This window comes from Clavibacter sp. (genome assembly GCF_014802555.1).
Classification (GTDB): Bacteria; Actinomycetota; Actinomycetes; order Actinomycetales; family Microbacteriaceae; genus Clavibacter; species Clavibacter sepedonicus.
In genome coordinates this window covers 1-15,111 of the sequence record NZ_JAAVCB010000041.1, presented here as the reverse complement: position 1 = coordinate 15,111, position 15,111 = coordinate 1, and the positions used below count along the sequence as shown (strand labels likewise).

The 15,111-nt window shown below is 71.5% G+C and carries 15 protein-coding genes, 1 tRNA gene and 1 pseudogene; 4 read left to right on the top strand and 13 right to left on the bottom strand.

Annotated features, from left to right (window positions below; translation table 11 throughout):
* Nucleotides 1-150: 150 nt before the first annotated feature.
* The 5 genes from arfA to HDR73_RS05045 form a co-directional block, all read right to left on the bottom strand.
* Nucleotides 151-1,689, bottom strand: a complete 1,539-nt coding sequence (arfA, locus tag HDR73_RS05065; protein ID WP_012297541.1) for an arabinosylfuranosidase ArfA — start codon at nt 1,687-1,689, stop codon at nt 151-153.
* An 82-nt stretch (nt 1,690-1,771) separates the two neighbouring features.
* Nucleotides 1,772-2,692, bottom strand: a complete 921-nt coding sequence (locus tag HDR73_RS05060) for a carbohydrate ABC transporter permease (protein WP_012297540.1) — start codon at nt 2,690-2,692, stop codon at nt 1,772-1,774.
* Nucleotides 2,689-3,633, bottom strand: a complete 945-nt coding sequence (locus HDR73_RS05055; RefSeq protein WP_012297539.1) for a carbohydrate ABC transporter permease — start codon at nt 3,631-3,633, stop codon at nt 2,689-2,691. The genes HDR73_RS05060 and HDR73_RS05055 overlap by 4 nt, the downstream gene beginning before the upstream one ends.
* A 95-nt stretch (nt 3,634-3,728) precedes the next feature.
* Nucleotides 3,729-5,078: an extracellular solute-binding protein gene (locus HDR73_RS05050; protein WP_012297538.1), complete on the bottom strand. Its 1,350-nt coding sequence runs from the start codon at nt 5,076-5,078 to the stop codon at nt 3,729-3,731.
* Between the two features lie 115 nt (nt 5,079-5,193).
* On the bottom strand, nt 5,194-6,195 hold the full coding sequence (locus HDR73_RS05045) for a LacI family DNA-binding transcriptional regulator (RefSeq protein ID WP_012297537.1): 1,002 nt from the start codon (nt 6,193-6,195) through the stop codon (nt 5,194-5,196).
* A gap of 119 nt (nt 6,196-6,314) precedes the next feature.
* On the opposite strand from HDR73_RS05045, the gene HDR73_RS05040 reads away from it, so the two are divergent.
* On the top strand, nt 6,315-6,752 hold the full coding sequence (locus HDR73_RS05040) for a hypothetical protein (RefSeq protein WP_012297536.1): 438 nt from the start codon (nt 6,315-6,317) through the stop codon (nt 6,750-6,752).
* A gap of 19 nt (nt 6,753-6,771) precedes the next feature.
* On the opposite strand, the gene HDR73_RS05035 is transcribed toward HDR73_RS05040, so the two are convergent.
* The 8 genes and pseudogenes from HDR73_RS05035 to galU form a co-directional block, all read right to left on the bottom strand.
* A complete protein-coding gene (locus tag HDR73_RS05035) occupies nt 6,772-7,167 on the bottom strand; it encodes a DUF3054 domain-containing protein (protein WP_086935875.1) in 396 nt (131 codons plus the stop codon).
* Nucleotides 7,168-7,176: 9 nt separating this feature from the next.
* Entirely contained in the window at nt 7,177-8,796 is a 1,620-nt protein-coding gene (locus HDR73_RS05030; RefSeq protein ID WP_012297534.1) for a DUF7059 domain-containing protein, read from the bottom strand.
* A gap of 76 nt (nt 8,797-8,872) precedes the next feature.
* Complete coding sequence (locus tag HDR73_RS05025; RefSeq protein ID WP_246865186.1) at nt 8,873-9,295, bottom strand: cellulose binding domain-containing protein; 423 nt, start codon at nt 9,293-9,295, stop codon at nt 8,873-8,875.
* A 126-nt stretch (nt 9,296-9,421) separates the two neighbouring features.
* Nucleotides 9,422-10,459 (bottom strand): annotated as a pseudogene (locus tag HDR73_RS05020) (glycoside hydrolase family 5 protein); the annotation flags it as partial.
* A gap of 111 nt (nt 10,460-10,570) precedes the next feature.
* Nucleotides 10,571-10,643, bottom strand: a tRNA-Ala gene (locus HDR73_RS05015).
* A 113-nt stretch (nt 10,644-10,756) separates the two neighbouring features.
* Nucleotides 10,757-11,725: a hypothetical protein gene (locus HDR73_RS05010; RefSeq protein ID WP_012297533.1), complete on the bottom strand. Its 969-nt coding sequence runs from the start codon at nt 11,723-11,725 to the stop codon at nt 10,757-10,759.
* A 98-nt stretch (nt 11,726-11,823) separates the two neighbouring features.
* Nucleotides 11,824-12,492 (bottom strand): GNAT family N-acetyltransferase, encoded by a 669-nt coding sequence (locus tag HDR73_RS05005; RefSeq protein WP_012297532.1) that lies wholly within the window; start codon nt 12,490-12,492, stop codon nt 11,824-11,826.
* Nucleotides 12,493-12,549: 57 nt separating this feature from the next.
* Entirely contained in the window at nt 12,550-13,446 is an 897-nt protein-coding gene (gene galU, locus HDR73_RS05000; protein ID WP_012297531.1) for a UTP--glucose-1-phosphate uridylyltransferase GalU, read from the bottom strand.
* A 40-nt stretch (nt 13,447-13,486) separates the two neighbouring features.
* Between galU and HDR73_RS04995 the strand changes: the two genes are divergently transcribed.
* The 3 genes from HDR73_RS04995 to mscL are packed head-to-tail and all read left to right on the top strand — an operon-like array spanning nt 13,487 to nt 14,999.
* The gene (locus HDR73_RS04995; RefSeq protein WP_012297530.1) at nt 13,487-14,062 is read left to right on the top strand and encodes a 5-formyltetrahydrofolate cyclo-ligase; all 576 of its coding nucleotides are present in this window, start codon (nt 13,487-13,489) and stop codon (nt 14,060-14,062) included.
* 6 nt (nt 14,063-14,068) lie between these two features.
* Nucleotides 14,069-14,488 (top strand): FmdB family zinc ribbon protein, encoded by a 420-nt coding sequence (locus tag HDR73_RS04990; protein WP_041464246.1) that lies wholly within the window; start codon nt 14,069-14,071, stop codon nt 14,486-14,488.
* A 28-nt stretch (nt 14,489-14,516) separates the two neighbouring features.
* On the top strand, nt 14,517-14,999 hold the full coding sequence (gene mscL, locus HDR73_RS04985; protein ID WP_012297528.1) for a large conductance mechanosensitive channel protein MscL: 483 nt from the start codon (nt 14,517-14,519) through the stop codon (nt 14,997-14,999).
* The last annotated feature ends 112 nt before the right edge of the window (nt 15,000-15,111 follow it).

Here is a 15,111-nt window from a genome sequence, read left to right as displayed (position 1 = left end):
TGATGCTGCCATCGACCCGGTCCAGTACCTCGAAGAACTCCCGCCGCAACTCACCCGAAACCACGATCCCCGCAACCCCCTGAACTCAGGGTGTTGCGGGGACCACGAGAATCCGCCCGCGCGGGGCGGGCCGTCGTCGTGCGTCCGGCGTCAGCTCCGGGTCACGTCCAGCACCACGACCGCCCAGGACAGCGCCGGGAGCGTGAGCGTCAGGCGCCCGCCCTCCGCGTCCACGCCCTCGAGCGGCACGAGCCCGACCTGCTCGCCGGACTCCAGGGTGTTGCTCGCGTGCCGGTCGCCGCCCTCGGGGACGCGCAGGACCTCGGCGCGGAGGATCCGCCCGGCGTCGAGCCCGCGCAGCGCCACCTCGGTCGACGCGTCCTCCTCGAGCCCGCGGTTCGCCAGGAAGAGGGACACGGTGCCCGCCTCCTCGTCCCAGGTCGCGCTCACGTCGACCACGTCGGCCGTGCCGAAGCGGTCGTTGTCGTAGCGGTCGCTGTCGACCTCGACCTGGAGGATCCGGCCCGTCGCGAGCTGCGCCATCCGCGCGAACGGCCAGAAGATCGACTGCCGCCACGCGGGCCCGCCCTCCTCGCTGCGGATGGGCGCGATCACGTTGACGAGCTGCGCCTGGTTGGCGATCTTCACCCGGTCGCCGTGCCGCAGCAGCGAGTTGAGCAGCGTGCCCACCACCACCGCGTCCGTGACGCTGTACTCGTCCTCGATGACCCGCGGGTGCTCGCGCCAACCTGCCTTCTCGATGCGGTGCGGCTGGTCCTCGCCGTCGAGCCCGCGCTGGTACCAGACGTTCCACTCGTCGAACGAGAGGTCGATGCGCTTGCGGCTCTTCAGGCGCGCGCCGGTCGCGTCCGCGGTCGCGACCACCGACTCGATGAAGAAGTCCATGTCGACGGCGCTCGCGAGGAAGCTCCGCACGTCCCCCTCGTGCTCGTAGTAGTAGGCGTGCAGCGAGACGTAGTCGACGACGTCGTAGGTGTGGCCGAGCACGGTCTGCTCCCACTGGCCGAAGGTCGGCATGCCCGAGTTGGAGCTGCCGCACGCGACCAGCTCGATGCTCGGATCCACCAGCCGCATGGCCTTCCCGGCCTCCTGCGCGAGGCGGCCGTACTCGTCGGCCGTCTTGTGGCCGATCTGCCACGGCCCGTCCATCTCGTTGCCGAGGCACCAGAGCTTGATGTCGAAGGGATCCTCGGCGCCGTTCCTCCGCCGCATGTCGGAGTACTTCGATCCGCCCGGGTGGTTCGCGTACTCGACCAGCGAGCGTGCCGCGTCGACGCCGCGCGTGCCGAGGTTGACGGCCTCCATCACCTCGACGCCCGCGGCCTTCGACCAGCCCACGAACTCGTGCAGGCCGAACGCGTTCGTCTCCACGGTGTGCCAGGCGCCGTCGAGCCGGCGCGGCCGGTCCTCGACGGGGCCCACGCCGTCCTCCCAGTCGTAGCCCGAGACGAAGTTGCCGCCGGGGTACCGCACGACGGTGGCGCCGAGCTCCTTCGTGAGGTCGAGCACGTCCTGCCGGTAGCCCTCGGGCGTCGCGGTCGGGTGGCCCGGCTCGTAGATGCCGGTGTAGACGCAGCGGCCCATGTGCTCGACGAACGAGCCGAAGAGCCGGCGGGGCACGTCGCCGATGGTGAAGTCGCGGTCGATGGTGATGCGGGCGCGGGTCATGGGCGTCCTCCTTCGCGAGCGGCCCGGGCGCGTGCGTCCCGGGCGGGATGGGTGGTGCGGGTCGGGGTGTCGGCGCGCGGGGTCACTGCCCGCCGAACCCGGTGGTCGAGATGCCCTTGATGATCTGGCGCTGGAAGAAGAGGAACACCAGGATCAGCGGCAGCGCGGCGAGCACGGCGGAGGCCATGTTCTGCGCGTACTGGATCCCGTAGGCGTTCTTCACCGTCTGCAGGCCGACCGGCAGGGTCATGAGCGTCGCGTCGTTCGTGGCGATGAAGGGCCACAGGAAGTTGTTCCACGCGCCGATGAAGACGAAGATCGCGACCGCCGAGAGGATGGGGCGCGACAGCGGCATCACGATCTGCAGGAACACGCGCACGCGTCCGGCGCCGTCGACGCGCGCGGCGTCCTCGAGCTCGATGGGGATCTGGTCGAAGAACGCCTTCAGGATGAACACCATGGCGGGCTGCACGATCTGCGGCAGGATCACGGCCCAGAGGGTGTCCACCAGGTTGAACGACAGCATCTGGTAGAAGAGCGGGACGATGAGGATCTGCGGCGGGATGATGATCGACGCCACGATCGCCCCCATCAGCAGCTTGCGGCCGCGGAAGTCGATGCGGCTGAGCGCGTAGCCGGCGAGCGCCGAGAACACGACCGCCACCACCGTGATCACCGTGCTGGTGAGCAGGCTGTTCCAGGTCCACAGCGGGATCGTGCCGCCGTTCAGCACCGACGCGTAGGCGTCGAACGTGAAGCCCCCCGCCGGGAAGACGGTGACCGGGAACGCCGCCGCGTCGGTCTCCGACTTGAACGACGTGAGCACCGCCCAGAGGAACGGCAGCAGCCACGCGGCCGCGAGGACGATGAGGATCAGGAGCGCGGCGATGCGCGACGGCTGGAACCGCGGCGTCCCCGTGCGGCCCTGGCGGGCGGCGACGCTGGTCGCGGGCTTCCGGGCGAGCGTGCCGGAGGAGAAGGCGGGACGGGTGGCGGTGGTCATGACTTCCTCCGGGTCGCGGTGAACTGGATGACCGAGATCACGACGATCAGGGCGAAGAAGATGTACGAGATGGCGGCGGAGTAGCCGAAGCGGAAGCCGGTGAACCCTGTCTCGAAGACGTACTGCACGATGGGCCGCGTCGAGCCGCCCGGGCCGCCCGCGGTCATCTGGTAGATCTGGTCGAAGACCTTGAGCGACGCGAGCACCTGCAGGATCGCGAGGAGCGCCGTGGTCGGGGCGAGCTGCGGGATCGTGATGGAGAACAGCTGCCGCCACTTGCCGGCGCCGTCGAGCGCGGCGGCCTCGTACTGCTGGTCCGGGATGTTCTGCAGCGCCGCCAGGTAGATGAGGAAGTTGAACCCGACGGTCCACCACACGGTCGTGATGACGACGCTCGTCATGGCGAGGTTCGAGTCCTGGAGCCACGCCGGCTGCGGGAGGCCGAACGCCCCGGCGATCGCGTTCACGACGCCGAGCTGCGGGTTGTACATCCAGAGCCAGAACAGCGACACGACCGTGGACGCGAGGAGGAACGGCAGGAAGAACGCCAGCCGCCAGAGCCACTGGCCCGGGAGGCCGAGGTTCACGAGGAGCGCGAGCACGAGGCCCACGACCAGGAGCGGGACGGTGCTCGCGATCGTGAAGACCACGGTGTTGCCGAGCGAGCGCCACATCTGCGAGTCGCCGAAGGCCTCGAAGTAGTTCGCGAAGCCGATGAGCTCGCTGTTGGCGCCGGTGAGGCTCTGCCCGGTGAGGCTCTGGTAGAAGCCGTAGAGGACGGGCCACACCAGGAACACCAGGAAGGTGATGAGGAACGGGGCGATGAAGAGCATGCCCTGGGCCTGCTGCTTGGCCTTGACCCGGGGCTGGCCGACCGCGGGTCGCGGGGCGTGGGACCCGGCCGCGGGAGCGACCGGGGTGGGCGGTGCTGCTGTCGTCACGAGTGGACTCCTTCGTCGTTTCGCTGGGAAGAGGGTGCGGTGCCGCGCACGGGCGGCGACCGCGAGATCGATGGCGCGCTGCGGGTGGTCGCGCGCTACAGGGGGTTGGGCTTGGCGAGCAGCGCGTTTATCTGCCGGATGAAGGCGTCGAGGCCGACCCCCGCCTCCTGGCGCCCGAGGAACACGTTCTGCACGTTCTCGGCGAAGTACGTCTGGAAGTCCGAGCCGGATCCGGTGAAGTACGCCACCGGGTCGTACTCGATCTGCTCGGCCGCGTTCGCGTAGTGCGCCTGCGGCAGGAGCTCCGCGTACTCCGGGCTGTCGATGACCGGCTTGTACGCGGGGATGTGCCCGGCCCCCGCCCACTGCAGCGAGTTCTTCAGGAGGTCGGCGACGAAGGCGTACGTCGTCTCGCGCTTGACCGGATCCGGCGAGCTCTGGTGCGGGAGCACGAACGCGTGCGAGTCGGCGAAGGTCGCCGGCGTGCCGAAGAGGTTCGGGATGGGCATCGCGTCGAGCGGGACCTTCGCCGTCTGGAAGGTGGGCAGCTCCCACACGCCGGTGACGATGGCGCCGCTCTTGCCGCCCGCGAACTCGGCGATGGCGGTGCCCGCGTCACCGCTCGGGGTGGCGATCGTGCCGTCGAGCAGGGTCTGGATGTACTCGAGCGACGCGACCGCCTTGTCGCGGTCGTAGACGACCTCGCCGCCCGTGGGCAGCTCCATGTCGCCGCCCATCTGCTTGTAGAACGTGTAGAACATGCGCCACATCTGGGCGCCGTCGCCGAGGTAGCCGTAGCTGAAGCCGTGCTCGCCGGTCACGCCCTGCATCGCGCGCATCGCCTCGAGGAAGCCGTCGGGTGACGTGATCTCCGCGAGCTGCCCGTCGTCGCCCAGCACGCCCGCCTCGCGGGCGATGTCCGTGTTGTACATGAGGATGAACGGGTGGCTGTCGAGGGCGATGGAGTACAGCTTCCCGTCCACGACGCCCTTGTCCCAGACGCGCGGCTCGAAGTCCGCCTGCGTGACGCCGAGCTCCGCGAGCCTGTCGGTGTCCCACGGGTCGAGCAGCCCGCCGGGCGCGAAGCCGGGCACGCGCGCCGCGTGCATCACCGCGACGTCCGGTGCGCGGCCACCCACCGACGCCATGGCGAGCTTCGTGTAGTACGGCTGGCCCCAGGCGAGGACGGTGGCCGTGACGTCGAAGCCGCCGCCGGAGTCGTTCGCCTCCTTCACCATCTCCGTCATGCGGATGCCGTCGCCTCCGGACAGCAGGTGCCAGTACTTCAGGTCGACGATGCCGCCGGCCGACGCCACCTGGGGCGCGCAGCCGGAGAGGCCCCCGACGAGGAACGCGCCGCCCAGGGCCGCCGCTCCGCCCATGAGGATCTGACGCCTCGACCATGCCGAGGGGCGTCCCCCGGCCTTTCCCGTAACAGGATCCATTGACCACTCCTTCGTGATGCGACGATCATTACATCGTTTTAATGCCGAGCGCAACGTTTCCGGGCATCGGCCTCCCGGCCGGTCACCGCGGGGTCAGGCCACCGGTCCTGTCACGTCAGGCGGATGCGCGCGTGCTGCCCCGGACGACGACGCGATGCGGGATGACGAGCTGGACGGGCGGTCCGTCGCGCTCCTCGATCCGGCGCACCAGCTGGCCGACGGCCGCCTCCGCGTACGCGCGGATGTCGAAGTGCACGGTGGTGAGGGTGGGGATCGAGAAGCGCGACTGGTCGACGTCGTCGAACCCCGCGACCTGCACGTCCTCGGGCACGCGCACCCCGTGGTCGGCGAGCGCCCGCAGGACGCCGAACGCGAGGCCGTCGGTGAAGCAGAAGAGGGCGTCCGGGAGCGGGTTGCCGTCGCTGAGCCAGGAGTCCACCGCCTCCGCCCCGGACGCGCTGTTCCACCCCGTGCGGTCGATCTCGACGGGCGCCTCGCCCGCCTCCTCCATCGCGCGCCGGTAGCCGATGCGGCGGAGGTCGCCGGCCGCGGACTCCTCGCGCGTGGCCGTGCCGACCGCGGCGATGCGCCGGGCGCCCGTGCCGAGCAGGAAGCGCGTCATGTCGTACGCGGCCTGGACGCTGTCGACGAGGACCCGGTCGACGATCTCCTGCTCGACCTCGCCGATCACCACGACCGGCGGCAGCGACTCGGCGCGCGCGATGGCGCTCCGCGACAGGAGCACGGGGTTGAGGATCAGGCCGTCGACGAGGTGCTCGCGCGCACGGGACATGAGGTCGCGCTCGCGGTCGGGCCGCGAGCCCGTCTCCTCCATCTGGATGCTGTAGCCCGCCTCGTGCGCGACCTCCACGAGGTGGTGGGCGAGCTCTGCCGAGTACGCCGTGCTGAGGTCGGGCAGGGCGACGGCGATGATCCCGGTGCGGCCGTTGCGGAGGCCGCGCGCAGACAGGTTCGGCACGTAGTCGAGTTCCGTGACCGCCCGCTCGACGCGCTCGCGGGTGACGGGGCTCACGGCGACGCGGCCGGTGATCACGTTCGACACCGTCTTCGGGGAGACGCCGGCACGCGCGGCGACGTCCTTCACTGTCGCGCGCATGGTCCTCCCGGGGCCGACCGGCGGCGGGAGCCGTCCGCAGTCCGTGCCCTGCGAATCTAATGCACACGCATTCCCCCGCCCGCGGGGCGACGCCCGGGAGCGACCGGCATACTGCACGGATGATCTCCACCGCGCATGCCACGACCCTCTTGGAGCTCGGCCTCGAGTGGAGCCCCGAGCCCGGCGACCGGTTCCGAATCCGCGGCCAGGGCTTCGAGTCCGACGTCTTCACCATCAGCGAGCTCACAATCGAGGCGCACGAGCACGCGACCGGGACCGTGCTCGGGTTCAACGGCACGACCGAGTGGGCGCTCGACTCCGTGGCGCTCGAGGACAGCCTGTGGCTGCCGCGCGAGGACCAGCTGCGCGCGCTCCTCGCCGGGGCGTTCCGGTCGCTGCGGCGCGAGATCGGCGGCGCCGAGGACGGCGCGCACGTGGTGCTCGTCGTGATCGACGGCCACGAGATCGAGCACCGCGACCTCGAGGCCGAGGAGGCCTACGCGAAGGCGCTCATCGCCGTGATGGAGGCTGCTGCCCCCACCTCGCCCGCCGCCTGAGGCGGGGTGGCCGGCGGGGTCAGGCCCGGGCGCGCCGGCGGACGACGATGGCCGAGACCGCGCGCCAGCCGAGCAGGAGGAGCCCCAGGATGATCGCGGTCGTGATGACGAACGGGATCACCACGCCCTCGCCGCTGAGCGCCCGGAGCACCATGCCCACCACCACGGTCACGCCCCACACCAGGAGACCGGTGGGCGCGACGCGCGAGGGGCTGCGCCAGGCCCGGGCGACGATCCAGCCGACGAGCCTGCCCGCGAGGAACGGCCACGCGGTGCCGAGGACGCCCGACGGCGCGTGGTCCTCGCCGTGGCTCGCCCGGCCGATGAGCACGAAGACGACGATGAGCGCAGCGTCGAGGACGACGGCGCGGACGATCTCAGGGCGGGCGGCGCGGCGGGCTGTTCGAGGAGTCACCCCGCGATCCTAGGTGTCGCGCGCTGGGTGGTCGGCGAGCGCGTCGTCGGACGCCGTTCCCGGCAGCGTGAGGAAGCCATCGGCGACGAGCCCGTGGACCCGCGGGAGCAGCTCGGCGCGCAGGGCGACCGCGTCCACGCCGGTGAGCTGCGCGACGGCGTCGACGATGGCGCCCACCGCGAGCTCCCCGTCGCACGTGCCGACGAGCGCCGCGAGGCCCGTGTCGAGCGGCACCTCGCGGCCGAAGCCCGCGCCCTGGCGGAGCGTCATGACCGTGGGATCCTCGGCGCCCGGCCAGTAGTGCCGCTCCTCCGTGACGTCGACGGACACCACGAGCGCGAGCCCGACGAGCGCGCGGTCGTCGACGGCGGCGAGGGCGTCGTGCGCGGCGAGCGAGGCCTGGAGGTGGTCGCCGAGGCCCGTGGGGTTGTTGCCGAGTCCGCCGTGCAGGCGCTCGATGCGGCGGAGCGTCGGCGCCCCCGCTGCCGGCCGGCGGAGGGTGAGGTAGCCGAAGCCGACCGCGTCCACCTCGCGCGCGGCGAAGTCGTCGAGCCACGCGTCCATCAGCACCTCCGACTCGGGGGTGCCGGCGCGGGTGCCGCCGTCGCGGATCCACGTCTCGGCGTAGAGCGCGGCGTCCTGCACCTCGCGCTCGACGATCCACGCGTCGAGGCCGGACCCGGTGCGCGCGGCCGCCCGGTCGAGCCACCCCGCGACGCGCTCGAGGCCGGGCTCCCCGGCGCGGTGCTCCCAGTTGCCGAGGAGCTGCGCGATGCCGCCGGGCGTGAGGTGGTCCGCGAGGTCGGCGACGACGCCCTCGACCAGCGCGTCGCCCACGAGGCCGGCGTCGCGGTACTCGTAGGCCGGCACGCCCTCCGCGCGCGGGGTGATGACGAAGGGCGGGTTCGAGACGATGTGGTCGAACCGCTCCCCCGCCACCGGCTCGAACAGGCTGCCGAGCCGCAGCTCGATGGTCGTGATCCCGTTGAGCGCCGCGTTCAGCGCCGCGAACGCGAGGGCACGCGCGGAAATGTCGGTCGCCACGACGCGGTCGGCGTGCCGGGAGGCGTGCAGCGCCTGGATCCCGCAGCCGGTGCCGAGGTCGAGCGCGGTGGCGACGGGCGCGGAGATCATGAGGCCGCTGAGGGTCGCGGACGCGCCGCCGACGCCGAGCACGTGGTCCTCGTCGAGCGCGCCGCCGGTGGCGAGCTCGCCGAGGTCGGAGGCGATCCACCACTCGCCGACGCCGTGTGCGTCGATGAAGCCGTAGGGGCGCAGGTCGACCGCCGGGCGGACCCGGTCGCCGTCGACCTCGATGAGGCCGAGACGCGCGGCGCCGTCGAGGCCGAGCGTCGGCAGGGCAGCGCGGAGGTCGTCTGCGTCGACCGGGTCGCCCAGCACGAACAGGGACGCGAGCACGGCGGCCGCGGGGAACCCGTCGGCGGTGCGGGCGGCCTCGACAGCACGACGGGCCGGGATCCGGTTCCCCCGGTGCAGCGCCTTCCCGGCCGCATCGCCCCACAGGTCGAGCGCAGACGCGACGGTGAAGGGCGCCGCCTCGAGGTCGGCGCGCAGCGCCCGGACCTCCGGGGTGGCGATGGTCACGGACGGGATCGCGGGGCGGGGCACCGGTCGAGCTTAACCGGCGAGACGCCGGCCGCCGGGCGGGTGCCCGGCGACCGGCGTCGTGGATGCGGGAAGGTGGTCAGCGGCTCGTCACCGTGAGTTGCGGCGAGGACGGGGCCGGCCCGCCCGCCGCCTGCAGGCCGACGTGGACGGTCTGGCCCGCGGATAGCGCACCCGCCCAGTCGGCGCCCGTGCACGTCACGGTGCCGGTCGCGATGGTGCAGCGCACTCCCCAGCTGTTCCCGACGGAGGTCGTGCCCGGGCTCGCCCACGACGCGGTCCACCCGGCGACCGCGGACTTCGCGGTGACGTCCAGGCCGGCCACGTAGCCCGACGACCATGATCCGCCGGGCTGCCACGTCGCCGTCACGGCGCCCGACGTGGAGGGCGCGGGCTGGGGCTGCGGTGCAGGCTGGGGCTGCGGCTGCGGCTGCGGCTGCGGTGCAGGCTGCGCTCCGGAACCGGAACCCGACGACTCAGTCGGGTGGAGGATCGGCGCCATCGCGTCGAGCTTCACCTGCTCGGGCGTGACCCAGTCGCTCTGCACGAGCCCGCCGGTGTCACCGCTGTCGGGGTTGAACGACCAGAACGAGGAGCTGATGCCGGTGGTCTTGAGGTACGACACCAGGGTCGTCAGCCACTGCTTGTCGCTGGTGGTCTCGAGCTTCGTACCGAACTCGCCGAGCAGCACCGGGGCGATGCTCTTCTTCGCGAGGTAGCCCCAGTGGGCGTCCCACACGCCGGGCAGGTTGTCCGGGTAATCCGGCGAGCTGAACCAGGACTGCCCGTAGATGCTCGCGGGGTAGTCGTGCGGCGAGTAGACGACGCGGTTCGCGACGCTCAGCTCGACGGGCTTGTCGCCCGCGGCGCCGAGGGCCCCGCCCCACCATGTGCCGGATCCGTCGGGCTGCTTGTCGGTTCCCTCGACGATGACGAGCAGCTTCGGGTTCACCGACAGCACCGCGTCACCCCCGCGCTCGGCGGCCAGCCGTCAGTCGGTGGCCGCGTCCCCGGAGCCCCAGGTCGCCTGGCCGTGCGGCTCGTTGTGCAAGTCGACGCCGATGACCGTGGGGTCGTCCTTGTAGCGGTCCGCGAGCATCTTCCAGTCGGAGATCCACTGCGCCTCGGAGAGGTCAGGCGTGTACCACAGCTCGGACTGCCCATCGGTCGTGGGTCGGTGCTGGTCGAGGATCACGTTCAGGCCGTTGGCCTTGGCAGAGGCGATGGCGCGGTCCATGAGCTGCAGCGGGGTGATGCCCTTCAGAACCGGATTGGCGGTGGTACCCCCCTCGGCGACGCTCGACGCCCGGAGGCAGCTGTTCGCGAACGGCATGCGCACCGTGGTGAAGCCCATGTCGTGGAGGTGCTTCATGCCGCTGTCGAGGGTGATCTTGTCGAGCCCGTGGAGCACGCAGCCCGACGACTCGAGCCCAAACCAGGCGGCACCGCGGATCGTGTACGTGGAGCCGGCGGAGTCGACGATCCTCCCGCCGTCCGTGTGGAGCCATCCGGACGCGCTCGACGCGGTCGACGTGGCGGCGGGCTGGGCCGCGGCGGATCCCGGCACAGCTGCGGAGGCCGAGGCAGCTGACGCTCCTGCCGTCGCGAGGGCGATGGGGAGGAGCAGTCCGAGCAGTGCGGAGGTGAGGCCTCTTGGTGTCTTCATGCGAGAAGACTAGGACCGCATCACGTGGTATGCGCCTTTCCCTCACAGGACGTGAGGCTGGACTCCAGCATGCCGGCGACAAGCAAAAACCCCGCCGGAGCGGGGTTCTTGTGGACCTAAGGAGATTCGAACTCCTGACCTCCTCGATGCGAACGAGGCGCGCTACCAACTGCGCCATAGGCCCTGACAACTCCACGAGACTACCACGTCACCGGGAGCCCTCCGAACCGCGGGGCGTGGAGGAAGGCGGATCAGCCGACCGCGCGACGGCGGCCCTCCTGGGGACGGACCGGTGGACTAGCCAACCGCCCGGCGGCGACGCAGCACCTCGTCGAGGTCTCCCATGCCGGGCTCGGCGTCGTCAACGATGCCCATGCGGGAGAAGCGGCTGACCGGAGCGGTGCGCGCGGCGGGCGGGGCCGGAGCGACGGATGCCGCCGGAGCGGCCTCCTCCTCCTCGGCCGACAGGCGCGCGACCTCGGGCTCGAGGTGCGCGCGGCGCAGCGTCTCCTCGGACGCGGCGGCGGCGCGGCGCATCTCCTCGACAGGCGACAGCGGCGTGCGGGGGGCACCGCCGGCGCCGGGACGCGGGCCGGGCGCCTGCGAGCGGGAGAGGTACAGCGGCTTCGGTACGGGCACGGGGGTCCAGGACTCGCCCTCCTCGCGCTCCGCGACGGGCTCGGCGGGCTGCGCGGCCTGCTCGTGGAAGTCGGTGAAGCCGGTGCGCGGCCGCTGGAGGACCTCCGGCGCCTGGAGGCGACGGGCGGCGGCGATCTGTGACATGCGGTGCAGGATCGCGAGCGACCCGAACGTGGCGAGGGAGGAGATGACGAGCAGCGTCCAGGCGCTGCCACCGGCGACCTGGGCGATCCCGGCGATCACGCCGACGAGGGCGAGCGCGAGGACGGCGGTGGCGGCGAGCCGGGTGCGGCGGAGGCGCGTGGCGGCGGAGGGCGACGTTGCGGACACGGGGGCCACTTTCGGTAGGGCGCGCTGGGCGGCGGCGTCTCGCGCACGCGCGGCGGCTTCGGCTTCTTCGGCGGCCCGGCGGAGGGCGCGCTGCTGCTCGACGACGCTGCGGGCGCTGGTCTCCGCGCGCACCGCGTCGGGGACCTCGGCCGTATCGGCCAGGATCCGCAGGGTCTGCTGGAGGCGCACGGCGTTGCGCTCGGTCGCCATGTACTGGCGCCGGTGCAGCCACGTGGGCAGGAGGTAGGCGAGCCAGAGCACCGCGGAGAGCGCGATGATTATGCCGCCGGATTGCATGATCCCGAGGCTAGGAGGTCGGGCGGGTGCGCCGCGGGAAGCGCGCCGCGTGTCCACGGCCGGACCGGCGCATCCGCAGGTCCGCGGACGGGGCGGGGTCAGATCCGGCGCTGCACGGCCAGCGGCGTCGCGGCCGCCTCGACGTCGGCGTCGGGGACGCGCGACCACTCGGGATCCACGCCGCCGTCCTTCCAACGCACGAGCACGCTGGTGGACAGCTCCTCCACCACGAGGCCGAAGCAGAAGTGGTCCCGCCAGTCGCCGTTGATGTGGATGTACCGGCGGCGCAGCCCCTCGTACCGGAAGCCAAGCTTCTGCACGACGCGGAGGCTGGGCGCGTTCTCCGGGCGGATGCAGATCTCCATCCGGTGCAGCCCGAGCGTCGTGAAGCAGTAGTCGGTCGCGAGCGCGACGGCCGTGGGCGTCACGTTCCGGCCCGCGAACTCCTGGCCGACCCAGTAGCCGATGGTCGCGCTCGAGAGCGATCCGTAGGCGATGGACGACACGTTGAGCTGGCCGGCGAACTCGTCGTCGTAGTCGATGACGAGCGGCACGCCGAGGCCGGCGCGGCCGTTGGCCTGCAGCGACCGGATGCTCGCCCGCGTGTCGAACGCCATCGGCACGTAGGGGCTCGTGGCCTCCCACTTGCGGAGCCACGATCGGTTGTCCAGCAGCGATCGCTCGAGGGCCCGCGAGTCGCGGAGCCGGATGGGCCGGACGGAGATGCGCCCGTCCCGCATGGTGGGTACGGTCTGCGGCACGTCCATGAGCCTAGGCCTCAGCGCGGACGCCGGTGCGACCGGACCGCGCGCCGCCGTCGGGGATCAGCGCTCGAGGGTCTTGACGAACTCGGGCAGCCACTCGCGCAGGCCCTCGCCGAGGTCCTCGTGATCGACGCCGAGCTGGACGATGGCCTTCAGGTAGTCGAGCCGGTCGCCCGTGTCGTAGCGGCGGCCGCGGAAGACCACGCCGTACACGCCGCCGGTCCACTCGGGCGCGGCGGCCATCTTCTCGAGCGCGTCGGTGAGCTGGATCTCGCCGCCCTTGCCGGGCTCCGTCTTGTGCAGCACGTCGAATACCTCGGGGCGCAGCACGTAGCGGCCGATGATCGCGAGGTTCGAGGGCGCGGTGCCGGCGGCGGGCTTCTCGACCATGCCGGTGATGCGCACGACGTCGTCGTCGTCGGTGGCCTCGACCGTGGCGACGCCGTAGAGGTGAGTCTGCGCGGGATCCACCTCGAGCAGCGCGACGACGGAGCAGCCGCGCTGGAGCTGGACCTCGATCATGCGCGAGAGGAGCACGTCGCGCTTGTCAATGATGTCGTCGCCGAGGAGCACGGCGAACGGCTCGCGGCCCACGTGCATCTCGGCGCGGAGCACCGCGTGGCCGAGGCCCTTGGGGTCGCCCTGGCGGACGTAGTGCATGTCGGCGAGGTCGGTGGACTCGTTGACCTTGCGGAGCTTCGCGTCGTCGCCCTTGAGCTGGAGGGTGGCCTCGAGCTCGGCGTTCCGGTCGAAGTGGTTCTCGAGGGCGGTCTTGTTGCGGCCGGTGATCATGAGGACGTCGTGCAGTCCCGCGCCCACGGCCTCCTCCACCACGTACTGGATGGCCGGGCGGTCCACGACCGGCAGCATCTCCTTCGGCATCGCCTTCGTCGCGGGAAGGAATCGCGTTCCGAGTCCCGCGGCGGGGATGACGGCCTTAGTGATGTGGGTGACCATGCGATCGAGCGTAGCGGGGGAACGTACCTAGACTCGAACCATGCCGAGCGAAGTCGGGAACGAGAAGAGGGCCCTGCGCGCCCAGCTGCGGGAGCGTCGTCGGCAGATGACCGCGACGGAGCGCGACGAGGCGGCGCACGGCCTGACCAGCCGGTTGACGGAGCTCGTGGCGAACCACGACGCGAGCCGGGTGGCCTGCTACCTGTCCACCGTCGACGAGCCGACCACGCGTCCCTTCCTCCAGTGGCTGCACGCGAACGACCGCCAGGTGCTCCTGCCGGTGTCGCGCAACGACGGCCTCCTCGACTGGGTCGTGAGCGACGGCACGGAGACCGAGGGCCTGTTCGGCCTGCCGGAGCCGGTGGGCGAGCTGCTCGGGCCGATCGCCATCAACGACGTCGACCTCATCGTCGTGCCCGCCGCGGCGGTCGACCAGGGCGGCATGCGCATGGGCTGGGGTCGCGGCTACTTCGACAAGACCCTCGGATCGATGGAGGCCTGTCCCCCGGTCTACGCTGTGGTGTTCGACGCCGAGTTCGTCGACGAGCTCCCGCGGGAGAAGCACGACATGCCGGTCGACGGCATCGTGACCCCGACACTCATCCACTCCTTCTAGGGACCCATGCCCACGTACTCCTACCGCTGCACGGTGTGCGGCAACGCCTTCGACATCGTCCAGGCGTTCACCGACGACTCCCTCACCGAGTGCCCCGTGTGCGGTGGCAAGCTCCGCAAGCTGTTCGCCGCGGTGGGCGTGAGCTTCACGGGCAGCGGCTTCTACCGCAACGACTCGCGCACCGAGGACGCGGCGAAGCGGTCGCGGTCGGGGTCGGGATCGGGATCGGGTTCAGGGTCGTCGTCGGCGAAGTCGGGCGACTCGTCGTCCTCGTCGTCGTCCTCCGACTCCTCGTCGTCCGGTTCGTCGGACTCGTCCGGGTCGTCCGGTTCCGGCACCGTCGGCCAGGGCTCCGGTACCGTGACCCCCAGCACCCCCTCCGGTCCCGCGTCCTCGGGCTCCGGCTCGTCCTCGCCGTCCACCTGATCGGGCGGCCCGCCAGACAGGAGCACCCGTGAAGGGCTTCAAGGACTTCATCCTCCGCGGCAACGTCATCGACCTCGCGGTCGCCGTCGTCATCGGCGCCGCGTTCACCGCGATCGTCACGGCCATCGTCACGAACGTCTTCAACCCGCTGATCGGTGCCCTGTTCAACGCCTCGACGCTGGCCGACGCCTTCAAGGTCGACATCCCGACGTCCACCGGCAAGCCGGCGACGCTCCTCTTCGGCGCCGTCCTGGCTGCGCTGATCAACTTCCTCATCGTCGCCGCGGTCGTGTACTTCGCGCTCGTCGTGCCGGTGAACCACCTCAAGAAGACCGCGTTCGCCAAGCAGAAGGCCGCCGAGGAGGCGACGCCGAAGGACGTGCCGCAGACCGAGACCGAGCTGCTCATCGAGATCCGCGACCTGCTGGCCGGCCGGCCGTCGGCCGAGGGCGCGCACACGATCCCGTCGTCCACCGGTCAGCACGTGGCCGAGCCCGGCAAGCCCGCCTAGCTGTACTCGGCCATGACGTTGGTGACACTTCGGGGCGTGTGAAGAGGCCTCCTGGCTTGATGGAGCTGTTCAGTTCAACCATCGCCAGGAGGCCTCGATGTCCCACGGTAAT